Annotated in this window: 19 protein-coding genes; 7 read left to right on the plus strand and 12 right to left on the minus strand. The window is 65.1% G+C overall.

Translation table 11 applies throughout. The features are described 5' to 3' along the window. Positions 1–17: 17 nt before the first annotated feature. The 5 genes from J1C48_RS16285 to J1C48_RS16305 form a co-directional block, all read right to left on the minus strand. The gene (locus tag J1C48_RS16285) at positions 18–1,433 is read right to left on the minus strand and encodes an acetoin dehydrogenase dihydrolipoyllysine-residue acetyltransferase subunit (RefSeq protein WP_207259057.1); all 1,416 of its coding nucleotides are present in this window, start codon (positions 1,431–1,433) and stop codon (positions 18–20) included. A 3-nt stretch (positions 1,434–1,436) separates the two neighbouring features. Beyond that, positions 1,437–2,444: an alpha-ketoacid dehydrogenase subunit beta gene (locus tag J1C48_RS16290; protein WP_207259058.1), complete on the minus strand. Its 1,008-nt coding sequence runs from the start codon at positions 2,442–2,444 to the stop codon at positions 1,437–1,439. Positions 2,445–2,679: 235 nt separating this feature from the next. Further along, positions 2,680–3,705 (minus strand): thiamine pyrophosphate-dependent dehydrogenase E1 component subunit alpha, encoded by a 1,026-nt coding sequence (locus tag J1C48_RS16295; protein WP_207259059.1) that lies wholly within the window; start codon positions 3,703–3,705, stop codon positions 2,680–2,682. A gap of 195 nt (positions 3,706–3,900) precedes the next feature. Further along, the gene (locus tag J1C48_RS16300; protein ID WP_210345431.1) at positions 3,901–5,265 is read right to left on the minus strand and encodes an NAD(P)H-dependent oxidoreductase; all 1,365 of its coding nucleotides are present in this window, start codon (positions 5,263–5,265) and stop codon (positions 3,901–3,903) included. Positions 5,266–5,457: 192 nt separating this feature from the next. Beyond that, positions 5,458–6,615: an EipB family protein gene (locus J1C48_RS16305; RefSeq protein WP_207259060.1), complete on the minus strand. Its 1,158-nt coding sequence runs from the start codon at positions 6,613–6,615 to the stop codon at positions 5,458–5,460. 138 nt (positions 6,616–6,753) lie between these two features. Between J1C48_RS16305 and J1C48_RS16310 the strand changes: the two genes are divergently transcribed. The 3 genes from J1C48_RS16310 to J1C48_RS16320 are packed head-to-tail and all read left to right on the plus strand — an operon-like array spanning position 6,754 to position 9,209. Continuing rightward, positions 6,754–7,221: a RidA family protein gene (locus J1C48_RS16310; protein ID WP_207259061.1), complete on the plus strand. Its 468-nt coding sequence runs from the start codon at positions 6,754–6,756 to the stop codon at positions 7,219–7,221. 2 nt (positions 7,222–7,223) lie between these two features. Further along, positions 7,224–7,961, plus strand: a complete 738-nt coding sequence (locus tag J1C48_RS16315) for a glycerophosphodiester phosphodiesterase family protein (RefSeq protein WP_231081850.1) — start codon at positions 7,224–7,226, stop codon at positions 7,959–7,961. A 60-nt stretch (positions 7,962–8,021) separates the two neighbouring features. Continuing rightward, positions 8,022–9,209 (plus strand): GNAT family N-acetyltransferase, encoded by a 1,188-nt coding sequence (locus tag J1C48_RS16320; RefSeq protein ID WP_231081851.1) that lies wholly within the window; start codon positions 8,022–8,024, stop codon positions 9,207–9,209. A gap of 101 nt (positions 9,210–9,310) precedes the next feature. Here J1C48_RS16320 and J1C48_RS16325 read toward each other — a convergent pair whose 3' ends face one another. From J1C48_RS16325 to J1C48_RS16340, 4 genes are all read right to left on the minus strand, one after another. Further along, positions 9,311–9,484 (minus strand): hypothetical protein, encoded by a 174-nt coding sequence (locus J1C48_RS16325; RefSeq protein ID WP_207259063.1) that lies wholly within the window; start codon positions 9,482–9,484, stop codon positions 9,311–9,313. Positions 9,485–9,697: 213 nt separating this feature from the next. Then, a complete protein-coding gene (locus tag J1C48_RS16330; RefSeq protein WP_207259064.1) occupies positions 9,698–10,735 on the minus strand; it encodes an NAD-dependent epimerase in 1,038 nt (345 codons plus the stop codon). A gap of 110 nt (positions 10,736–10,845) precedes the next feature. Beyond that, complete coding sequence (locus J1C48_RS16335) at positions 10,846–11,610, minus strand: polysaccharide deacetylase family protein (protein WP_207259065.1); 765 nt, start codon at positions 11,608–11,610, stop codon at positions 10,846–10,848. After that, complete coding sequence (locus tag J1C48_RS16340) at positions 11,607–12,833, minus strand: glycosyltransferase (RefSeq protein WP_207259066.1); 1,227 nt, start codon at positions 12,831–12,833, stop codon at positions 11,607–11,609. The genes J1C48_RS16335 and J1C48_RS16340 overlap by 4 nt, the downstream gene beginning before the upstream one ends. 249 nt (positions 12,834–13,082) lie before the next feature. Here J1C48_RS16340 and J1C48_RS16345 point away from each other — a divergent pair, with 249 nt between their 5' ends. The 3 genes from J1C48_RS16345 to J1C48_RS16355 are packed head-to-tail and all read left to right on the plus strand — an operon-like array spanning position 13,083 to position 17,247. Next, entirely contained in the window at positions 13,083–15,098 is a 2,016-nt protein-coding gene (locus J1C48_RS16345; RefSeq protein WP_231081852.1) for an ABC transporter substrate-binding protein, read from the plus strand. Continuing rightward, the gene (locus J1C48_RS16350) at positions 15,095–16,093 is read left to right on the plus strand and encodes an ABC transporter permease subunit (RefSeq protein ID WP_207259067.1); all 999 of its coding nucleotides are present in this window, start codon (positions 15,095–15,097) and stop codon (positions 16,091–16,093) included. Before J1C48_RS16345 ends, J1C48_RS16350 begins: the two co-directional genes overlap by 4 nt. Next, a complete protein-coding gene (locus J1C48_RS16355) occupies positions 16,090–17,247 on the plus strand; it encodes an ABC transporter permease (protein ID WP_207259068.1) in 1,158 nt (385 codons plus the stop codon). Before J1C48_RS16350 ends, J1C48_RS16355 begins: the two co-directional genes overlap by 4 nt. A gap of 177 nt (positions 17,248–17,424) precedes the next feature. On the opposite strand, the gene glyS is transcribed toward J1C48_RS16355, so the two are convergent. The 3 genes from glyS to J1C48_RS16370 all read right to left on the minus strand — a co-directional run bounded on the left by glyS (position 17,425) and on the right by J1C48_RS16370 (position 20,824). Then, positions 17,425–19,608, minus strand: coding sequence for a glycine--tRNA ligase subunit beta (glyS, locus tag J1C48_RS16360; RefSeq protein ID WP_207259069.1), 2,184 nt, complete (start codon positions 19,606–19,608; stop codon positions 17,425–17,427). 158 nt (positions 19,609–19,766) lie between these two features. Further along, entirely contained in the window at positions 19,767–20,381 is a 615-nt protein-coding gene (locus J1C48_RS16365; protein ID WP_207259070.1) for a P-loop NTPase family protein, read from the minus strand. Positions 20,382–20,569: 188 nt separating this feature from the next. After that, positions 20,570–20,824, minus strand: coding sequence for a hypothetical protein (locus J1C48_RS16370; RefSeq protein ID WP_207259071.1), 255 nt, complete (start codon positions 20,822–20,824; stop codon positions 20,570–20,572). Between the two features lie 37 nt (positions 20,825–20,861). On the opposite strand from J1C48_RS16370, the gene gndA reads away from it, so the two are divergent. Continuing rightward, the gene (gndA, locus tag J1C48_RS16375) at positions 20,862–22,289 is read left to right on the plus strand and encodes an NADP-dependent phosphogluconate dehydrogenase (protein ID WP_207259072.1); all 1,428 of its coding nucleotides are present in this window, start codon (positions 20,862–20,864) and stop codon (positions 22,287–22,289) included. The last annotated feature ends 58 nt before the right edge of the window (positions 22,290–22,347 follow it).

The following is a 22,347-nucleotide window of genomic DNA, read 5'->3' on the forward strand; positions in this document are numbered from 1 at the left end:
GACCGGCGCTCTTGCGGTCAGCGCAGAAGTTCGCGCAACAGGCGGCCGACCTCGAGCCGCCGTTCGAGTTGCGGCATATGCCCCGTCGCCGCAAAGAGATGCAGCGCGACATGGGGCGCCAGGCCGAAGGCGTGGCGGCTGGCGATGATCCTGTCCGCCTCGCCGACGATCAGCTTCACCGGACAGCCAAGGCCGGCAAGCTCGCCACGCACCGAAAAGCTCTGGGCGCCCCCGACGAAGAGGCGTTCGGCCAACCGGCTCTGGGCCGCCGCGAGGCGACCGTCGGCGCGGCTGCGCGTGACCGAGCGCACGAATGCATCCGAGAGCACGCGCGGATCGAAAACGAGTTCACCCATCCAGGCGCGAATCGGCGCCTCTTCGGTCGCCGCGGCGAAACCCTTGATAAAACCGGCATGGACGTCAGGACCGAGCCCGGCCGAGGCGATCAGAAGCAGCGAACGGGTTTCGATCGCCGTCCCGGCGGCCACCGCCGCCGCCACCGCACCGCCGAGCGAATGGGCAACGAGATGGGCACTGGTGACGCCAAGCGCCGTCAGGCTCGCTTCGACCGCCGCGACAAGATCGGCAAAGCCTGCCGCAGCGACATCGACCGAGCCGCCATGGCCGGGCAGATCGACGCCGAGCACCGGAACGCCCTCGGGGATTTCCGCCAGGAGCGGGCGCCACGAGCCCAGCTCGGCACCGAAGCCATGCAGAAGAACGACCGGGACACCGGTCCCCTCGCGCATCCAGACGGCGTGGAGCGGGCCGGCGTCCGGGGCCGGAGCCGCCGGCTCGGCCGGCATTAAGGACGCACGAGCCTTCGAGGCCGGTGGCACCGGCTGGCGATCGGCGGATTGGGTCAAAGCCGCTCCCGCGCCTTTGGCCGTCGCGGCCGCTTCGACATCCTCGCGCTGGATACGGCCTTTCGGGCCACTGCCCGTCAGAGCAGCGAGATCAAGGCCGGCCTCGCGCGCCAGCCGGCGCGCCAGCGGCGTTGCGCGCACGCCATGGCCGACCGCGCCGTTTAGCGCCTTCTGCGGGCGCTCTTCGGCGGCCGGGGCCAAGCGGCCGCTCGGCGCGGCCGCATCCGGCGAGGCTTCGGCCTTCGCCGGATGCGCCGGCTCGACCGCCTCGGCTTGCGGGGCCTCGTCAGATCCGGCACCGGCAGACCCAGCATCCGGCACTGCCTCTCCGTCGCCATAGATCCAGCCCACGGCCTGACCGACCGGAATGTCGGCATCGGCGTCGGTCTTAACCCGTCGCAAGGTGCCGTCCGCCGGCGCGTCGACCTCCATCGCCGCCTTGTCGGTCTCGATCTCGAACAAGGGCGCGCCCTTTGCGACCGTGTCCCCGTCGGCGACGAGCCAACGCGAGATGCGCCCGGTCGCCATATCCATGTCGACCTTCGGCAGAATGACTTCCGTCGGCATCGCTCAGCGCTCCTTTCGCACCAGCTGACGCACGGCTGCGATGATATCCGGCACCTGCGGCACCACGGCCTTTTCGAGCTCGGGATTGTAGGGGATCGGCGCTTCGGCACCGCCCAGCCTGAGGATCGGCGCGTCGAGATAGTCGAAGGCCTCGCTTTCGGCGACCATCGCGGAAATTTCCGCGCCGACGCCGAGGGTTTTGACGCCCTCATAGACGCAGACCAGACGGCCGGTCTTCATGACGCTCCGGATGATCGTCTCGCGATCCATCGGCCGAACGCTGCGCAGATCGACGACTTCGAGGTCGATCCCCTCCTCGGCCAGCTTCTCGGCGGCATCGAGCGCCTTGTGCACCATGATCGACGAGGCGACGACGGTCGCGTCGGGGCCCTCGCGGCGCACCAGGGCCTTGCCGATCGGCACGGTGTAGTGGCCCTCGGGAACCTCGCCCTTCATCTTGTAGAGGATCTTGTGCTCGTAGATCATCACCGGATCGGGGTCTTCGATCGCGGCGAGCAGCATGCCCTTCGCATCGTAGGGGGTCGCCGGCTGCAGCACCTTCAAGCCCGGCACATGGCCGAGCCAGGCCTCCAAGCTCTGGGAATGCTGAGCGGCGGCGCCGGTGCCCGAGCCCGCCGGAAAGCGCATGACGAGCGGCACGCTGACCGCACCGCCGAGCATGAAGCGCAGCTTGGCCGCCTGATTGACGATCTGCTCCATCGCCAGCGTGGCGAAGTCGGAGAACTGGAATTCGTAGATCGGCCGCATGCCGGTCAAGGCCGCGCCGACGGCAACGCCGGCCCCGCCGAGCTCGGCGATCGGCGTGTCGATGATCCGGTCGTCGCCGAAGCGATGGACGAGATCGCCCGTCACCTGAAAGGCGCCGCCATAGACGCCGACGTCCTCTCCCATCAGGAAGACACGCTCATCCCGTTCCATGGCGATGGCGATCGCCTCCTGGATCGCCTGCGCGTAGCTGAGTTCCCGGCCGGCTGTCTTCGCCTCGCTCATCGTTCCTCCCTGCGGCCGTTGCGGCGCATTCATCATCTCGCGGCGCGGCCTTCGCTCTAGGGCGCCCTGCGTCTTATCGGACGCAGAAAGGTCGCTCTCACCCTTTGAATCGACCCATCGGGCTTTGCCGAAAATCGATTCCGATTGTCGGGCCGATGCTCTAGCCCCAGTCGCCGCTGGTCATCATCGGTTTCGTCGCAAGACCGTGCCATCAGCGGGATCTGCGGCAGCGCAGTCAATCGCTGTAGACGTAGCGAGTCGCCTCGGACGGATCGGGCATCGGACTCGCCTTGGCGAATTCGATGCCGTTGGCGATCTCAGTCTCGACGCTGTCTCGGATTGCGGCGATACCCGCCTCGTCAAGAATGCCGTAGTCCTTCAGCTCGGTCTCGAAGCGGCCGATCGGATCCTTCGCCACCCACTCGGCGATCTCCTCCTTGGTGCGATAGCGGTTGCGATCGCTCTTGGAGTGGCCGCGATGGCGGTAGGTCTTGCATTCGACGAGGCTCGGCCCCTCGCCGGCCCGCGCCCGCTTGGTCGCGACATGGACCGCCTCGGCGACGGCGGAGATCGAATTGCCGTCGACGGTGACGCCCGGCATCGCATAGGCGACGGCGCGCTCGGCGATGTTGGCGACGGCGGTGGAGCGCTCGGTCGAGACCGACATGCCGTATTTGTTGTTCTCGCAGACGAAGATCACCGGCAGCTTCCAGATCGCCGCCATGTTCAGCGACTCGTGGAAGGCGCCCTCGTTGTTCGCGCCATCACCAAAGAAGCAGACGACGACGTCCTTGCGCTTTTGCATCTTCATCGACAGCGCCGCGCCGACGGCGATCGGCAGGCCGCCGCCGACGATGCCGTTGGCGCCGAGATTGCCCTTGGTGACGTCGGCGATGTGCATCGAGCCGCCACGGCCGCGGCAATAGCCGGTCTCCTTGCCGAAGAATTCGGCGAACATTCGGCCAACCTCGGCCCCCTTGGCGATACAGTGGCCGTGACCGCGATGGGTCGAGGTGATCTGATCGGTGTCGGACAGCGCCAGGCATGAGCCGACAGCGCTCGCTTCCTGCCCGATCGACAGATGCATGGTGCCGTGGATGAGGCCGCGCATGTAGCTCTCCTCCGCGCCCTCCTCGAAGCGGCGAATGAGATACATCTGGCGCAGCGCCGTCTTCAGCGTCTCCGGCGAGAACTGGCGGAAGGCGAAGGGGCGGTTGTCACCGGAAAGCGGCGCGATCGTCTCGGCGGCAGTGCTGGACATGGGTCGCGGATCCTTTCTCGACATCGAGGCAAGGGAGAAGCGACGGGCGCGAGCATCAAGGCCCGCGCCCGCGATGGTCGCGGAAGCAAATGTTCGGGCGCCCGGCGGCCAGGCGACATCCGTCGTCGCTAGAGCGCCCTGCGTCCTATCGGACGCAGAAAGGTCGCTCTAACCCTTTGAATCGACGCATCGTGCTTACCGAAAATCGGAATCGATTTTCGGGCCGATGCTATAGAGCGAGGAGGTCACGAACCGACCGTCGGCCTGATCGAGCCGCTGGCGAATCTGCGTCACCACCATCGAATCGTCAGGCTGGCAATTGGCATAGGTCAGCTTCTCGCCGGCCTTGATCGGCCGCGTCGCCTTGGCGCGTTCGGCAAGCCCCAGCGGCAGAGCACCCGCGTCGCGGGCCTCAGCCCAGGTCATGGCAAAGCCGCGATAATCGTATTCGCCGATCTTGCCGAGGCTCGCGCCGGGCTCGATGTCGCGCTTGGCGACGGCGACGCATTCGGCGACCGGATGGTCGACCGGCGTCATATCCGGCTGGCCCTTGAGCACGGTGCGGATCGCCGACAGCGGCACTTCCAGGCTGGTCAGATGATAGGGGCGGAAGATCGTATAGCACGGGCCAGGGCCGACCTTGAGGTCGGTCATGCGCTCCAGCACGCGCGGATGACGCGGCTTGACGATGCAGAAGACGCCGGGGGCAACGCCCTTGCCGATCGAATAGTCGACACAGCCCGCCTTCGACAGCACACCGCCATCGGCCTTGGTGCACAGAACCTGAGCGAGCTCATCGCGGGTGGCCGCCGGCCCATGCATGCCTGGCACGTCCGGCACGAGGCCGGTGGCGTTGGCGACGGCGACCATCTCGATCATCGTCTTCGAACCGTCGACAAATTCGACGAGCATGCGGGCATTCATGTTGCGCCGCCGTGCCTCGTCCTCATAGGCGTCCGGGGTGGCGTCGAACTTCAGCGGATTGTTCTTCCCCTTGCCGGCGCAGACGACGTCGAAGCCGAGCGCCTGGGCAAAGCCCATGATCTCGATCGTCGCCGCCGGCTCGTCGCCTGCCGCGCCGGTGTAAATGACGCCGGCCTTCGCCGCCTCCTCGCGCAGATGCCGGCCGATGGTGATGTCGGCCTCGACGTTCAGCATGACGACGTGCTTGCCGTTTCGAAAGGCTTCGAGGGCGATCAGAGTGCCGACATTCGGATTGCCGGTGGCATCGATGACCACCTGCACGCGGCCGGAGCCGCAGAGCGCCTGATAGTCTTCGGTCAGCGCCACCTTGCCGCTCTCGACCGCCGCATCGATGTCGCTGGCCGTCGTCGCCTTGACAATGTCGCCTTCGGACCAGCCCGCCAGCGCCAGCGCGGCACGGGCCGCGTCCATGTTGACTTCCGACAGCGCGCCGAGGCGAACGCCCGGCATCAGCATCATCTGGACGACCATGTCGGTGCCCATCTGGCCCGCACCGGCAAGGCCGACGACGATTTCGCCGTTTGCGTCCGCATAGGCCTTCAGCTCGGCGGCCAATCCCACATTTGCGATCTGCATCAACGATTCCTCCCCCGGGATCGGTCGCCACCGCCCCGTTTTCAGCCGCACATTCTAAAACAATTGTATTCTTGTCAATACACTTGTTCATAGACGGCCATCAAGGACGTTGGCAAAGCGCGGCGCAGAACGCCACGCTGCGCCATCGCAGACGAGCTCAAATGCAGGAAGATATCGGCCCGCTGCAGACGATCAGTTGGCAGGCGCGGCCGGGCAACTCGGTGCCTTGCGATAGCTGAGGCTCGCCAGCGTCGCCTTCAGGGCATAGCCGTCGAATTTCAAAATCTGGTCGCCGGTCACGCCGTTTTCATAGAGCGTATAGACGGTCTCGAAGACCGGCAGGCCGTTTTCATTGCTGTCGGTGTTGTAATAGGATTCGGTGATCCGCCACGCCTTCAGCCCCTTCAATCGCGCGGCGATAGCAGCCGGCTTGTCCGCGGACGGATCGGCGGGATCGGTCGGCGCGAGTTCGCGGGGATTGGCCGTCGGCGCTTGTGCTGCGGTGCCAGCGCCCGCGTCATCTGGAGCATCGCCATCATCGCCCGGCCGCACCGGGACGGCCGCACCGTCGTCATCGTCGCCGCCGGGGACAGGGGCCTGATCCGGCGAGATGGCCAAACCGCCGGCGTCATCGTCCGGCGCAGCCGCAGCGGCCTTGTCCGGCGATGATTTTGACATGGCGGCTTGATGCATCCCATAGCCGGCGATCTCTTTGGCGACCTCCGCCGGGCTCATCGGGGTGATGACCACGGTGCTCGTCGTGTGTTTCTCGGCGTCGGAATCCCCTTGAAAAACCGGGGTTTCCATAATCGGTACACCGGCTTTGGCGGCGGCGATCACCGACTCGGTGTGATGCAGCGGAAATTTCGATTTCACCAGTGTGACCCGGCGCTTTTCCGGCTCGTCGTAGGAGACGATTGTCTTGTCGCCCTTAGTCACCGCCTCGCCCTTGGTCGTGCTGTCCGGCACCGAATCGACGAAGCTTTTGGAATCGAAATCAAACCGCTTGCCGTCCCGGCTTTCCTTCAACCGGATCTGCTGATCGGTGACGACCAGATCGCTGTCGCGCAAAAAGCGTGCGACGAAGCGATAATCGATGCCGGACATCACACAGTCCGGAAGGCTGAAGGCGATGGCGATACGACCGTCGACGCCGACAAGCTGGTCGGCCGGAGCAGCGAGTTCGACCTGATAGACCGCCCGATGCGGGACCAGCCTCGCCAAGGGTTCACCGCGTGCGGTCACCGCCGTGCCGAGCGTCGTCAGCAAGCCCAGCGAGGCAGCGCGCAGCACACCGGCGCGAGGAGCAAAAAAACCGCCGAATTCCCGCATGACGTCGCGTCTGATCATCAAGATCGATCTTTCACTTGGAGTGAGGATCGGCTACCGATCGCCCGTTATCGGGCGTCCCAGCGCTCCTTGGTGGTCCGCTCTTCGCGACCCCCGTGTTCTTTGGTCCTATTCGCGTCAGAAGAGGAAGACAACATCATGGCCGACACGATCGAAAGCCGGCTGGAGGCTGCCGGCGTCACGCTGCCGCAGGCTGCCGCGCCCGCCGCAAATTATGTTCCGGCCGTCACCTTCGGCTCGATCCTCCAGACCTCCGGTCAGTTGCCGATGGACAACGGCGCCCTCGCCGTGACCGGCACGCTCGGCGCCAATGTCGATCTCGAGGCAGGTCAGCGGGCGGCCAAGCTGTGTGCGATCAACATCTTGGCCCAGGCCAAGACCGCGCTCGGCGGTGATCTCTCGCGGATCAAGCGGCTGCTCAAGCTCACCGTCTTCGTCGCCAGCGCCCCGACCTTCACCGATCAGCACAAAGTAGCCAACGGCGCCTCCGACTTCATGGTCGAGATCCTCGGCGATGCCGGGCGCCACGCCCGTTCAGCCGTCGGCGTACCGGCTCTGCCGCTCGGCGCCGCCGTCGAGATCGAAGCCCTGTTGGAGATCGCGTAACCGTGAGCCTCATCTATAAAGGGCCGTTCCGCTGGCTGGTGGAGCGGCCGATCGCCCATCGCGGCCTGCATGACAGCAATCGTGACATCCCCGAGAACTCGATTCCGGCAGCGCTCGCGGCGATCGCCGCGGGCTATGCGATCGAATGCGACGTGCAAATGTCCGCCGACGGCACGCCGCATATCTTCCACGACGGGACGCTGAACCGGATGACCGGTCGCCATGCCGCCTTCGCGACGCTGTCCGACAACGAGCTCGCCGGCCTGACTCTCGGCCGCACCACCGCCACCATCCCGACGCTGGAGCGGTTCCTATCGCTAGTCCATGGCCAGGTGCCGCTGGTGGTCGAATTGAAGGGCGGCGAAAAGAACCGCGATCCGGATTACTTCGCCCGGGTCAAACCGCTGATCGACGCCTATCCGGGCCCCTTGGCGCTGATGTCCTTTGAATCCTGGCTGATCGACCAGATGCTCGCCGACCGTCCCGTCAACCGGCCGATCGGCCTGACCGCCAATGGCAGCCGTGCCGGCGTGCTCGCCACCCACCGGTCGGTCTTCGAGCGCGGCTGCGACTTCGTCTCCTACGACGTCCACGATCTGCCCAATGTCTTCGTCGACTGGGTGCGTCTTGAGCGCAAGGCGCCGGCAATCTCCTGGACGGTGCGCAACGAGGCCGAGGTGCAGGTCAGCGGCCTCCATGCCGACCAGATCACCTTCGAGGACTTCGCGCCGCAGCTCTGACGGCTTGCGTTGTGGCGAAGAAGGTTTACCTCTTTCGCCATGACGCAAGAGCGAAGAGCCTTGGAACGGGCGATCACGATCCGGGTGGCCGATTCCATCGCCGCGGTCGACGCCGCGTTGTGGGATCGGCTCGCCGATTGCGACGCAGCGGACGCGTCGTCCTTGCCCCGTCTGGCGCCCGCCAATCCGTTTCTCTCCCATGCGTTTCTCAAAGCCCTCGAAGACGCGGGCTGCGCCGGCGAGCGCGCCGGCTGGCTGCCCCAGCATCTGATTGTCGAAGACGAAGCGGGCGCGATCGTCGCGGTCGCCCCCGCCTATCTGAAATCCCACAGCCAGGGCGAATACGTCTTCGATCACGGCTGGGCCGATGCCTTCGAGCGCGCCGGCGGCGCCTATTATCCGAAGCTGCAGATGTCGGTGCCGTTCACGCCGGTGACTGGTCCGCGGCTTCTGGCCAGTAACGGTCCGGCGGCCAACGAGCGCCGGCAGGCGCTGGTGGCGGGCGCCAGGGCCTATCTCTCGCAGACCGGCCTGTCTTCGGTCCACGCCACCTTCCTTACCGAGGCCGATCTTGCGGCGATGCGCGAGGCCGGCTGGCTGCACCGGATCGACCAGCAGTTCCATTTCTTCAATCGCGGCTATCAGAGCTACGACGATTTTCTCGCCACCCTTGCCTCGCGCAAACGCAAGGCACTGAAGAAGGAACGGCGCGAGGCGCTCAGCGCCGATATCAGCGTCGAATGGCTGACGGGCGCTGACCTCAGCGAAGCCGCCTGGGACGCCTTCTTCACCTTCTACATGGACACCGGCAGCCGCAAATGGGGTCGCCCCTATCTCAACCGCCGCTTCTTCTCGCTAATCGGCGAACGGTTGGCGGACCGCATCCTCCTGGTGATGGCGAAACGCGCGGGGCGCTACATCGCCGGCGCGCTGAACTTCATCGGCGCCGACGCGCTCTACGGCCGCAACTGGGGCTGCATCGAAGACCACCCCTTCCTGCATTTCGAGCTGTGCTACCATCAGGCCATCGATTTTGCGATCGCCCACCGCCTCGCCGTCGTCGAAGCCGGCGCCCAGGGCCAGCACAAGATCGCACGCGGTTACGAGCCGGTGACCACCCACTCGGCCCACTTCATCGCCCATGCGGGCCTGCGCCGCGCGATCGAGGACTATCTCAAATCCGAGCGGCACGAAGTCGAGCATGTCAGCGAGATCCTCGGCGAGCACACACCCTTCAAACGGGGATAAGGCGGTCGGAGACGATCTATCAGCGGCATGCCCCCGGCAGTCGACGTAAACCGCGCTCGCCGCGGTTGAAGATGGCGCTCATGACCCCGACGTTTCCGGGCTCACGGAAGCTGCTCTTCCTCCTCAGCGTCCTGTTCTTCGATCGGGATGTCCCGGCCGATCAGGCGCTCGCCGTCCTTCTTGCCGTCAAACGCATTGTCCGTCCGCTCGACGGCATTGCCGACGAGATCGGGGCTGTCGGCGTCGTGACGCTTGTCCGGACTGGTCTTCGACATGGCGCATCCTCCGCGATACCGCTGTGGTGACACATAAGCGCCAAGCCGGCGGAAACGTTCCGTCGGCTGCCAAGCGGCGGCCGCGTTGCTGTCCATGACTGTCAAACGGCCCAAAGCTTACCCTCAAACAGCGCCGAGATGGATTTAGCGCCATCGAGAGTTCGGTCATGCCGGCGCCTCTTCCCGAACGCCGTTTCCTCAGCGCCGTCGCCCTCAGCCCGCCTGGCGACGTTTGTAGGGCAGATACCAGTCGACGAAGGCGCCGATGCCCGCTTCGACGCTGGTGCTCGGCGCATAGCCGAGCTCGGTCTTGATGGCGTCGACATCGGCAAAGGTGTCTTCGACGTCGCCGATCTGCATCGGCTGCAATTCGATGACCGCCTTCTTGCCGAGCGCCGCCTCCAGCACCTCGACATAGCGCTTGAGTTCAACCGGATTGCCGTTGCCGATGTTGAAGATGCGGAACGGCGCGGCGCTGGTGGCCGGATCCGGGTGGACGGGATCGAAAGCCGCATTGCGCGGTGCGATGCGGTCGCTCGCCCGCACCACGCCCTCGACGATGTCGTCGACATAGGTGAAGTCGCGGCTGTGGCGACCGTAATTGAACAGCGCGATCGGCTCGCCGGCCATGATCTTTTCGGCGAAGGAATAATAGGCCATGTCCGGCCGGCCCCAGGGGCCGTAAACGGTGAAGAAGCGCAGCCCCGTCACCGGCAGATCGAAGAGGTGGCTGTAGGCATGGGCCATCAGCTCGTTGGAGCGTTTGGTGGCGGCATAAAGCTGGATCGGGTGATCGACGCCGTCATGCTCGCTAAACGGCACCTTGCGATTGGCGCCATAGACGCTGGAGGAGCTGGCGAAGGTCAGATGCGGCACCTTGGCGTGGCGGCAGACTTCCAAAATATTGGCAAAGCCGACGAGATTGCTCTGCACGTAACTTTCGGGATTTTGCAGCGAATAGCGCACGCCGGCCTGCGCCGCGAGGCTGATCACCCGGTCGAAGGGCCTCTCGGCAAACACCCGATCCAGCGCTGCACGGTCGGCCAGATCGGCCTCGATAAAGGTGAAGTCGCAGCCGGTTTCGGCCTTCAGCCGCGCAAGTTCGGCGAGTCGGTCGCGCTTCAGCTGCGGGTCGTAATAGGCGTTAACGACATCGAAGCCGACGACGGAGTCGCCCCGGGCGAGAAGCTTGCATGCGGTGTGAAAGCCGATGAAGCCGGCAACGCCGGTGAGAAAGACATGCTGAGACATGGGAGCGTCTTAAGTCCTGCGCCAAGTGAATCAAAGCGGCTTTTTCGGCATGACGTTTTGCGGACAGCATCGGCACGGCCGTCATACATCCCGCATACATCCCGGCGCGATCACCCGCTGGAAAGCGCGGCGGTCATCCTCTGCAAAGACGGCCAGGTGATCGCCGAATGCGCGGCCAGGCACTCGATCATCGCCGCCGTCACGGACCAGGCCGTTTCGTCATGCTGGAGATGGTGGGTCAGAAGGCCGATCGGCTCGGGCGATCCGGCCAGGCGTTCAGCCAGCAGCGCCGCCAGGCGCGCATCCGCCTCGTCGGCCGTGAGGCCGCGCGGATCGCGCCAGTTCATCACGTCGAGACGGGTGTTGAGCTCGGCAAGGCCGTCGATACCGGTGGGCTTGGCCGGGCCATAGACCGACAGGATGGAAAACCCGAGCTGCGGCAAGATACGGCGCGCCGACGCACCGATCCGGTTCCAGGGCGGGACGAAGACCGGCAGGAAGCGGCCCGCAAACAGCCTTCCCAGCGCGGCCCGCCCGGCGACGATTTCATCGGCCATCATGCCGGCCGGCCGGTGCTCGCCGAATTCGGCGCGCTTTTCGCCATCCAGCGCATGATTGCGATGGGCATGGCCGTGGAGCAGAATCGTGACGCGGGTCTCGGCAGCCAGCCGGTCGGCGAGTGCCGGGTCGAGCCCCTCGGGAATGACCGCCAGCCCCAGGGGGGCGGCTGACGCCCGCGCCAATGCCAGGAGCCGTTCCAGCGCCGGCGTCACCTGTCGCGCATCGTCGTCCCGCCACCACAGCGCGGCCGTGCGCCCCGCGTCGGCGAGCGTGTCGAGGGCCTCGCGCGAACGGGAAAACGCCATGGCGCTCATGCCGCCTTCGCCTGCAGCTTATCGCCGAGGAGTTGCGCCACCCGGTCGAGCCCGGGCTCGGGCGAAAATTTCTCTCTGACGCGTCTCTCGCCGGCCTCCGCCAGCCGCGTGGCGAGCAGCGGATCGTCCATCAGGCGCGCCATCGCGGCGGCCAGCGCCTTCGGATCACGCTCTTCGACCAACAGGCCGGTTTCGCCGTCGATGACGAGTTCGGGAATCGCCGAGACCTTGGTCGAGACGACCGGCAGCCGGTGGGCCTGCGCCTCCATCAGAACGTTTGGCAAGCCGTCGCGGTCGCCCGAGCGGGCAATGCGCGAAGGCAGGACGAAGAGATCGGCCTTGGCCAAAAGATCGAAGACATGCGCGCGCTCGCGGCTGCCATGCCAGGTGACGCGATCGCCGATTCCGGCCTTGTCCGCCCGCGCCGCCAGCGCCTTGGCGAGCACACCGCCGCCGACATGGTCGAAATGCCAGTCGCGATCGGCAAGCCGCACCAGCGCCCGGATCAGGTCGCCATAGCCCTTCTTTTCCACCGCCCGGCCGATCGAGACGATCCGATAGGGACGCCGGCCGTCGTAGGGTACGCGCTGCGGCGGCTTAATTCCGGAGAGATCGAGCCCGTGATAGACCAGCTCGACCGCCTGCGGCCGGCTCGCCAGCGACTGGAGATAGGCGAGATTGGTCCTGGTGCAGGTCACGCCGAAAGCCGCCGAATCGAGCTTTTCGGCAAGCTCCCAAGGCTCTGACGTCCAAATGTCCTTGGCATGGGCCGAGAACGACCAGCCAAGGCCGAGGATCGTCGCGGCATAGCGGGCGACCGAGGCTGGCGTGTGAAGATAATGGGTGTGGATCCAGCCGACGTCTTCAGGAAGCTCGGCCGCGAGTACGCAGGCCTGACCAAAGCGGCGATGCCGGTTGGCGGTGTTGTCGCGCTTGAGATCGACCTGAAACAGCCCCTCGGCGTCTGCATAACCTGCCTGGCGCGCCGCAAACTCCCGGCCGCGCTTCACCCGCGCCGGGTCGTCCTTCAGATATTCCGGCAGATAAAGCACCGGCGCCTTGATCCGCCGATGCACCGGATGGACCTTCGTCTCGCCGGGCTGGCGCAGGGAGACGATCAGTTGATCGAGACCGCGGTCCTGGAGCCCGGCGATCTCCTGGGCGATGAAGGTCTCGGACAGGCGCGGATAGCCCTTGACCAGAATTGCGACCCGGCCCTGCATGATGCGTGTCCCGTCCTGATTTATCGACCCGCGCCAGGCATGGCGCAGCGCGTTTGACGATCGCCTGCGCGGAGCCTGTGATTAGGCGAGACCGGCGCAAGCGGCAAGTCGCGGCGGCGGCTGGCCGAAGGCCGGGCTTTTCGGCCAGCGACCGCTGCGGGCAAACAGCCTTACGGCGCTTTGCCCGCGATTGACAAAAATCCGGCGTAACCGCTTACTGCCGCTCATATTGTTCGGAAGGAGTGGGCAATGCCGCGAAGGCAGGGATCAAGCGCCGAGCGTTGCGGTGCGCCGCGCGGCAGCGTCCCTGCGGTGCTTGCCGGCTTGATGCGGCTGATCCCGGCGCTCGCGACCGCTGTGGCCCTGTTCACCGGCCGACACTCCGCCCTCGCGCAATCGCCGCCCGAACCGCCATCGCTCGCCGCCGAAGTCGCCAAGGGCGAGCTGCCACCACTGGTGGACCGACTGCCTCAGGATCCACGGGTGCTGCCCGTCGACAGCCCCTGCCGCGCCGATCAACTCGGCGGTACGCTCAACATGCTGGGCGGCAGCGCCAAGGACACGCGGATCCTGCCGGTCTTCGGCTATGCCCGGCTCGTCGGCTACGACACCCGCTACCGCATCGTTCCGGACATTTTGAAAAGCTTCGACGTCGAACAGGGTCGGATCTTCACCTTTCACCTGCGGCCGGGGATGAAATGGTCGGATGGCGTGCCGTTCACCTCGGAGGACTTTCGCTATTTCTGGGAGGACATGGCGAAAAACCCGAAGATCGCCAAATTCGGGATTCCGCCCGAGCTGATGGTCGACGGCGAAGAGCCGGTGGTGACCTTCCCGGACCAATATACGGTCCGCTACGCCTGGACGAAGCCCAATCCGGGCTTCCTCGCGTCGCTCGCCGCGGCCGTGCCCTTCGATATCTATCGGCCGGCCCACTATCTGAAAAAGTTCAATCCGAAATATACCGACCCCAAGGAGGTCGAGGCCAAGGTCGAGGAGGCGGGCCAGCGCAACTGGGTGGCGCTGCACTTCAAGAAGGACCGGGCGCAGCGCAACGACAATCCTAAAATGCCGACCCTGCAGCCCTGGATGCTGGTCACCAAGCCACCGTCGGAACGGCTGATCTTCAAGCGCAATCCGTACTTCTTCCGAGTGGATCGCGAGGGCCGCCAACTGCCCTATATCAGCGAGGTCGCGCTGACGATCGCCAATCCCGGCCTGATCCCGGCCAAAGTCGCCAATGGCGAATCCGACCTCCAGGCGGCCTATCTTGCCTTTGCGAACTATCCGTTTCTCAAGCGCGGCGAGACGCGCTCGCATTACGAGGTACGCCGCTGGAAATCCGGCCGCGGCTCGCATGTCACACTCTTTCCGAACCTCAACGCCAAGGATCCGGCCTGGCGCAAACTGCTGCAGACGGCGGATTTCCGCCGCGCTTTGTCACTCGCCATCAACCGCGAAGACATCAACAAGGCAATCTTCTACGGCCTCGCCGAGCCCGGCGGAAACACCGTGTTGCCCGGCTCGCCGCTCTATTCCAAAGATCTGCGGTCGATGTGGAGCACCTATGATCCCGCGCGCGCCAATCAGCTGCTCGATCAGCTCGGCCTGAAACGCGAGAGGCCGGGCGGGCTGCGCCTTCTTCCCGACGGCCGCGAGATGCGCCTCGTCGTTGAGACCGCAGGCGAGAGCCGCGAACAGACCGACGTTCTGCAGCTGGTGCGCGACGACTGGGAAAAGATCGGCATCGAGCTGTTGATCCGCGAATCCCAGCGCGAAATCTTCCGCAACCGCATCAAGGCCGGCTCGACGTTGATGTCGGTCTGGTCTGGCCTCGACAACGGCCTGCCGACCCCGGACACCGATCCAGCCGAGATCGCCCCATCGACGGCCGAACAGATGGAATGGCCGGGCTTCGGTATGTGGGTTGAGACCCACGGCACCGGCGGTGACAAGCCGCAAGATACCCAAGCCCTGAAACCGCTCCTGAAACTGATCGCGCTGCGAAAGGCCTGGATAGATTCGCTCGACGAAGCGGAGAAGACGACGATCTGGCACGAGGCGCTGAAGATCTTCGCCAATCAGGTCTATACAATCGGCATCGTCTCCGGCGTCGATCAACTCGTGGTCGTTTCCGATAAGCTGAAGGGCGTGCCCGAGCGCGGCGTCTACAATTTCGATCCGGGAGCGTTTTTCGGCATGTATCACCCGGACAGCTTCTATTTCGCCTGCCCGGCGGTCGACACCGCGGACAAAGGCGAGTGATCCGCTATCTCGCCCAACGGCTGATGACGATGGCGATGACGCTGGTGGCGATCAGCGTGCTGGTCTTCACCATCATCCAGCTGCCGCCCGGCGACTATCTGACCAGCTACATCGCGGAGATCGAGGCCCAGGGCGAGCAGGTCACCGCCGACAAGATCCAGTTTCTGCGGGAGGAATACGGCCTCGACAAGCCGGTGTGGCAACAATATCTGGTCTGGGTGACGGGCCTGGCCCACGGCGATCTCGGCTATTCCTTCGAATACAATCAGCCGGTCGCCGACGTCGTCGGCGAGCGCATGCCGCTGACGCTGCTGCTCAACGCCGCGACCGTCCTGTTCATCTATCTGGTGTCGTTTCCGATCGGCATCTATTCGGCCACCCACCAATATAGCTGGAGCGACCATGGCCTGTCGTTTCTGGGCTTCCTCGGCCTCGCGACGCCGAACTTCCTGCTGGCGTTGATCCTTCTCTATCTCGCCAATGTCTGGTTCGGTACCTCGGTCGGCGGGCTGATGGCGCCGGAATATATCGACGCGCCCTGGTCGATGGCAAAACTCGGCTCGGTTCTCGCCCATCTCTGGGTGCCGGTGGTGGTGATCGGGACGGCGGGCACCGCCGGCATGATCCGGCGGCTGCGGGCCAATCTCCTCGACGAGCTGCACCGGCAATATGTCGTCACCGCCCGGGCCAAGGGCCTGTCGGAGCGCCGCATCCTGTTCAAATATCCGCTGCGCATGGCGCTCAATCCGTTCATCGCCGATCTCGGATCGATCCTGCCGCAGATCGTCTCCGGCTCGGTGATCATCTCGGCGGTGATGAGCCTGCCGACCACCGGTCCGATGCTGTTGTCGTCGCTGAGAAGCCAGGACATGTATCTCGCCGGCTCGTTCCTGATGTTCCTTGCCTTGCTCACCGTGGTCGGGATGTTCGTCTCGGATCTTCTCTTGGCGCTGCTCGATCCGCGCATCCGGCTTGGGATGACGAACACCCGATGAGCCAGATCCCGCATTTCATCTCGACCGAGCCGTTCGACGCCGAGGCGACGGTCGCCGCCGGGTCGATGGTCTCGGAACGCTATGCGAAAGCCTCGCAGGCGCGGCTGATCTGGTGGCGGTTCCTGCGCCATCGGCTGGCGGTGGTGAGCCTGGCGTTTCTGGTGCTGAGCTACGGCTCGATCCTCTTCGTCGAGTTTCTTGCCCCTTACGATCTATCGACCCGGCACACCGACGATATCTTCGCGCCTCCCCAACCGGTCCATCTCTTTCACGACGGAAAACTCGTCGGCCCCTTCGTCTATCGGCTGCATTACAGCCTCGACATGGACACACTGAAGCGGACCTATCGCGAGGACGAAAGCACGCCGCTGCCGCTTCGCTTCTTCTGTTCCGGCACGCCCTATTCCGTCTGGGGGTTATTCATCGCCGACACGCACCTCGTCTGCCCGCCGAACGGGGGCACCCTCTTCCTGCTCGGCACCGATCGCCTCGGCCGCGACATGCTCTCGCGCATCATCTACGGCGCCAGGATCTCGCTGACGATCGGCCTTGTCGGGGTCACGCTGTCCTTCATCCTCGGCATCACCATCGGCGGCCTTGCCGGCTATTTCGGCGGCTGGGTGGACGCGACGGTGCAGCGGATCACCGAAATCCTGCGCTCACTGCCGGAATTGCCGTTGTGGCTGGCGCTGTCGGCCGCCCTGCCACTGACCTGGAGCCCGCTGCTGGTCTATTTCGGGATCACGCTGATCCTGGCGCTTCTCGACTGGCCGGGGCTGGCCCGCGCGGTGCGTTCGAAACTGTTCGCGCTGCGCGAGGAGGATTTCGTGGTGGCCGCCGAAATGCTCGGCGCGAGCCCGAGGCGGATCATCTTCCGGCATCTGTTGCCGAACTTCATGAGCCATCTCATCGCCTCGGCCTCGCTGTCGATCCCGACGATGATCCTCGCCGAGACCGCGCTGTCCTTTCTCGGTCTCGGCCTTCGCCCGCCGATCACCTCCTGGGGCGTCCTCCTGTCGGAGGCCCAGAACATCGAGGCGGTGGCGCTTTACCCCTGGCTGCTCTTGCCGATGGTGCCGGTGATCCTCACCGTCCTCGCCTTCTCCTTCGTCGGCGACGGCCTGCGCGACGCGGTCGATCCCTACCAACATTGAGGGTCGGCGCTGATTGAGGATCGGGACGGGCGGAGCGGACACGGCCCGCCCCGGATCGACGGCGCGAGACTAGAGCGGAATGCGATAAACTGGAATCGCCATTCCGCTCTAAGCCATTGTTTTGCCGCATGATGTGACCCGAAAAGTCATGCAACTTTTCGGCACCATGCTCTAAGCTCAGCCGGCAATGCGCGAGAAGTCGGCGACCTTTTCGCAGGCCGCGCGGATGCGGGTCAGCAGCGCCAGACGGTTGGCGCGGACCGCATCGTCCTCGGCATTCACCAGCACCTTGTCGAAGAAGGCGTCGACGGGCGCGCGCAAGCGGGCAAGGCCGGCCATCGCCGCTCCGTAATCGGCGGCGTCGAGCGACGCGGCGAGATCGCCCTCGGCCGCCTCGATCGCGGCAAAGAGCTGCGCCTCCTCGGTTTCGGCAAACAGGGCCGGATCGACGCTCTTGGCGATCTCAGTACCCTTCCTTTCCTCGGCGGCGAGAATGTTGGCGGCGCGGCGATAGCCGGACAAGAGATTGGCGCCGTCTTCGCTCGCCAGGAATGAGCCCAGCGCCTCGACCCGGCGGGTGACGTCGAGGAGATCGTCATTGCCGACCGAGCCGCTGGCGAGCACGGCATCGACGAGATCGTGCCGGGCACCGGAATCGCGCAGCTGCACTTTCAGCCGGTCATGGAAGAAGCCGAGGAGATCGCCGGCCGGCGTCAGCGCGCCGAGCCGCAGCGTCAGGGCGTTCTCCAGAACGATGCGGATGACGCCGAGAGCAGCGCGGCGCAGCGCATAGGGGTCTTTCGAGCCCGTCGGCTTTTCGTCGATCGCAAAAAAGCCGACCAGCATGTCGAGCTTGTCGGCCAGCGCGACGGCGATCGCCACCGGGTCGCTCGGCACCTGATCGGTCGGCCCGAGCGGCTTGTAATGCTCCTCCAGCGCCGTCTGAACGCTTCGATGTTCGCCCTGCAGCGCCGCGTAATAGCGCCCCATCAGGCCCTGCAGCTCGGGGAACTCGCCGACCGCCTCGGTGGTGAGATCCGCCTTGGCGAGCAGCGCCGCGCGGGTGACAAGGGCTTTCAGCGCATCAAGCGAGACGTCTTCGCCCGACACCATCGCGCCGTGAGGATAAACCGTCTCGGCAATCGTCACGGCCAGCGCCGCGATCCGCGCGACGCGCTCACCTTGCGTGCCGAGCTTGGCGTGGAAGGTCACGCCGAGGGCGTCGAGCTTGGCCATGCGCTGGTCGAGCGGTTTCTTCAGATCGAGGCCGAAGCGCTCGGCCGAGGCCTTCAAGCCATCAAGATCCGGCAGATCGGCCTGATCGGTCTGCCAGAAATACAAGGCGTCGGAGAGCCGAGCCCGCACGACCTTGCCGTTGCCGCGGGCGATCTCGGCGCCGCCGTCGCTGGCAGTGATGTTGGAGACGAGGAGAAAGTCGTTCGAGAGGGCATTGTCGCCCGCAGCGGTCGCCGCCCCTTGCGCACGCGTGACAAAGCACTTCTGGTTCACCTTGATGGTGAGCTGGATCACCTCCGGTGGAATGGCGAGGAAATCTTCCTCAAAGCTGCCCATCAAGGTCACCGGCCATTCGACGAGGCCGGAGACCTCTTCGAGCAGGCCTTCGTCCGGCACCACTTCGAGCCCCTTGGCGAAAGCCAGGTTTTCCGCGTCGTGACGGATGATGTCCTTGCGCCGCTCGGCATCGAGCACAACGAACGCCTTTTCGAGGCTCGCCGCGTAATCGTCGAAGCGCCGCACCTTGATCTCGCCCGGGGAGTGGAAGCGATGGCCGGTGGTTACATTGCCGGCCTTGAGGCCGTCGACCGCGAAGTCGACGATGATCGGCTCCTCGGTATCCGGCCCGAAGGTGCACAGGATCGATTGCAGCGGGCGCACCCAGCGCAGACTGCCCGGCGTCGCTGACGCGGCGCCCCAGCGCATCGATTTCGGCCAGGGAAAGTCGCGGATGATCTTCGGCAGCGCCTCGGCGACGATCGCTTCGGCGGCACGGCCAGACTTGCGGATCGAGGCGACGTAGAAGTCGCCCTTCTTCGGGTCGCTCTCAACGCTCGCTTCATCGATCGACGACAGGCCGGCACCACGCAGGAACCCCTGGATCGCCTTTTCCGGCGCGTCCGTGCGCGGGCCCTTGCGTTCCTCGACGACATCCTTGGAGCGGGCATCAACGCCGCGAATGTCGAGGGTCAGACGCCGCGGCGTCCAATATTCGCGCGCGCCCTCATAGGTCAGGCCGGCCTCCACCAAGGCATTCGTGACGAGCGCCTTCAGATCGGCCGCCGCCTTACGCTGCATGCGGGCCGGGATCTCTTCGGATTTCAGTTCGAGGAGAAGGTCGGGCATCAGCTCATCTCCACCCGCATGCCACCGATTCGATTGCGCGTCCTCGCGCCTGCGGCGCTGCGCGTGCGCGGGCGAACCGGGATCTCTTCGGATTTCAGTTCGAGAAGAAGGTCGGGCATAGCTTTGCCTGGAATGTCGCAAAAATCTGGCGTCTTGCATCACGCCGGCGGGCCGAATGCAAGAGAGCTGTCGCCAGGGATCGGACGAGCAATGCCTCGCTCCGACTCCGGCCTGATTTCAGCCGGAGCATGGCCGGGCGACGTCATGCTCTGCCGGAAAGTCGTGACCTCGCGGGGCGCCGTCAGGCGATATTTCCGGCCGGGAAAATGCTCGTAAAAGGTTTGAAGGCCCGGCCGCGAGTGGCGTGAAAAGCTCCAGACCCAGCGCAGGAATGCCGGATCGAAGCGCTCCGGGCAGCCCTCGGCCATGTCGCGGCGCACCCGGCCATGGTCCCGGGCGATCCGCATGAGCACCCGCCGGAAGCAAAGGCCACGGGGCAGATCAAGCCAGATCAGCGTATCGGCCTTTTCCGCCCGCAGCGCCATGGTGCGGGAATTGTTGCCGTCGAAGACCCAGCCGTCGTCGCGGATCGCTGCGGTGACGAGATCCGGCAGGGTGCCATTCTCGCGGCTGCGCCAGCCGGGGAGCCAATAGAGCTGATCAAAATGGATGACGCGTAGCGCGAAGCGATCGCCGATGACGCGGGCAAGCGTTGATTTGCCGCTGCCTGGGCTGCCAACCACCATGACATTGCGGCCGATTTCAGCGGACACCAAAGCCGGTTTTCCTTCTGCGGGCCCGCGCCACCCTATCGCGCTTCGAAGCACAAAGCGACAAGGCATTCGAAACCGGCCCAAGGGCTGATGCCAGGCGCCACCCGGGGCCAAAGTGTGGCCGAGCGGGGTCATTTCTTTGTCGTCTGATCGACTGTCTTTTGGAGTATCGCCGCACTGATTCGTTCTCACGCCCGCGATTTGATCGTCTTCGCGACGGCGATCGGCCTGCGCATCCAGGAGGTGACAAGGTTTGCGCCGGTGCGTCCCTGCTGCGGAGACGCATTCTGCTCGCATTCTTGCAACCGGGCATCGGCAAGGCCGTCTTCGGCATCGTCTTTATCTTGCAAACGGACCGGTATCTCGCAAATGGACTGGCGGCTGAAGAGCCAGTCGCGTATCCCACCTCCAGTCATGCTGCGCGCCAAATCCGGCGCCAGCACCCAGCAAGACGCCCGCAAGGGCGAAGGAGACGGATTCATGGCAGACGGACAGGCCGATATCGGCGTCATCGGAATGGGGACAATGGGCGCCAACCTCGCGCTCAATATTGCGGAAAAGGGCTTCAAGGTCGCGGTGCAGAACCGCACGCCGGCCAAGGCCTTTGCGCTCAAGGACGACAATCCGGAGCTGGCAGACAACATTTTGCCCGCAGAAACCCTGGAAGACTTCGTCAAAAGCTTGAATACCCCACGCCGGGTGATCTTCATGGTGCCGGCCGGCCAGCCGGTCGACGACGAAATGGACAAGATCCGGCCGCTGCTCGAAGACGGCGACGTGATGATCGACGCTGGCAATGCCGATTTCAACGACACCGTCCGACGCGCCAAGACGGTCGAGGGCACCGGCCTGAAATTCATCGGCATGGGGGTGTCGGGCGGCGAGCTCGGCGCCCGGCATGGCCCGTCGATCATGGTCGGCGGCGACAAGGACACCTATCCGCTGGTCGAGCCGGTGCTGACCAAGATCGCCGCCAGGTTCCACGACGCGCCCTGCGTCGCCTGGCTCGGCACCGATGGCGCCGGCCACTTCGTCAAGACCATCCATAACGGTATCGAATATGCCGACATGCAGATGATCGCCGAGATCTACGGCGTCATGCGTGATGGCCTGAAGCTCGAACCGGCGAAGATGGCCGCGATCTTCCGCGACTGGAACAGCCGCGAGCTGTCCTCCTATCTGATCGAGATCACCGCGGTGAATCTCGACGAGACCGATCCTCAGACCGGCAAGCCGATGGTCGAGGTGATCATCGACGAGGCCGGACAGAAGGGCACCGGCCGTTGGGCGGTGATCGAGGCGCAAAAGCTCGGCGTCGGTGCCACGACGCTCGAAGCGGCCGTTGCCGCGCGCGGGCTCTCCTCGCGCCGCGAGGAACGGGAACACGCTGCCGGGCTCTATGCCGGTGTCGAGGCCGGGCAATCCCAGTTTTTTGCCGACGAAGCGGGTTTTTCCGAGCTGGAATCGGCACTGGTGACGGCCAAAATCATTGCCTATGCGCAGGGCTATGCGGCCATGGCCGCCGCCTCGGACGAGAACGGCTGGGATCTGCCGCTCGGCACCATCGCCGAGATCTGGCGCGCCGGCTGCATTATCCGCTCGCATTTCCTCGACGACATCGCCAAGGCCTACGACAAGGGGCAGAAGGTGGTGAACATTCTTCAGGCACCGGATTTCGTCGGGCGGGTCGCCAAGGGCCAGTCGGCGCTGCGCCGGGTGGTGGCGAAAGCCGCCCTCGCCGGCATCCCGGTGCCGGCGCTATCGGCGGCGCTCGCCTATTTCGACGACTATCGCCGGGCGCGCGGCACCGCCAATCTGACCCAGGCCCAGCGCGATCTGTTCGGTGCCCATACCTTCCGCCGCTTCGACGCGGACGGGGCGGTTCACCACAAGTGGCCAGCCGTCTGAGCGACCTGCAAGGCCTGTCGGCCGACGGCTGACACGGTTCGAATGAACAAGCGTGGCG

Source organism: Jiella flava, from assembly GCF_017349315.1.
Taxonomy (GTDB): domain Bacteria; phylum Pseudomonadota; class Alphaproteobacteria; order Rhizobiales; family Rhizobiaceae; genus Jiella; species Jiella flava.

Bases quoted from the DNA above. Each gene is read 5' to 3' on its own strand.
- J1C48_RS16285 (WP_207259057.1), bottom strand. From the start codon at position 1,433: ATGCCGACGGAAGTCATTCTGCCGAAGGTCGACATGGATATGGCGACC.
- J1C48_RS16290 (WP_207259058.1), bottom strand. From the start codon at position 2,444: ATGAGCGAGGCGAAGACAGCCGGCCGGGAACTCAGCTACGCGCAGGCG.
- J1C48_RS16295 (WP_207259059.1), bottom strand. From the start codon at position 3,705: ATGTCCAGCACTGCCGCCGAGACGATCGCGCCGCTTTCCGGTGACAAC.
- J1C48_RS16300 (WP_210345431.1), bottom strand. From the start codon at position 5,265: ATGCAGATCGCAAATGTGGGATTGGCCGCCGAGCTGAAGGCCTATGCG.
- J1C48_RS16305 (WP_207259060.1), bottom strand. From the start codon at position 6,615: ATGATCAGACGCGACGTCATGCGGGAATTCGGCGGTTTTTTTGCTCCT.
- J1C48_RS16310 (WP_207259061.1), top strand. From the start codon at position 6,754: ATGGCCGACACGATCGAAAGCCGGCTGGAGGCTGCCGGCGTCACGCTG.
- J1C48_RS16325 (WP_207259063.1), bottom strand. From the start codon at position 9,484: ATGTCGAAGACCAGTCCGGACAAGCGTCACGACGCCGACAGCCCCGAT.
- J1C48_RS16330 (WP_207259064.1), bottom strand. From the start codon at position 10,735: ATGTCTCAGCATGTCTTTCTCACCGGCGTTGCCGGCTTCATCGGCTTT.
- J1C48_RS16335 (WP_207259065.1), bottom strand. From the start codon at position 11,610: ATGAGCGCCATGGCGTTTTCCCGTTCGCGCGAGGCCCTCGACACGCTC.
- J1C48_RS16340 (WP_207259066.1), bottom strand. From the start codon at position 12,833: ATGCAGGGCCGGGTCGCAATTCTGGTCAAGGGCTATCCGCGCCTGTCC.
- J1C48_RS16345 (WP_231081852.1), top strand. From the start codon at position 13,083: ATGCCGCGAAGGCAGGGATCAAGCGCCGAGCGTTGCGGTGCGCCGCGC.
- J1C48_RS16355 (WP_207259068.1), top strand. From the start codon at position 16,090: ATGAGCCAGATCCCGCATTTCATCTCGACCGAGCCGTTCGACGCCGAG.
- glyS (WP_207259069.1), bottom strand. From the start codon at position 19,608: ATGCCCGACCTTCTCCTCGAACTGAAATCCGAAGAGATCCCGGCCCGC.
- gndA (WP_207259072.1), top strand. From the start codon at position 20,862: ATGGCAGACGGACAGGCCGATATCGGCGTCATCGGAATGGGGACAATG.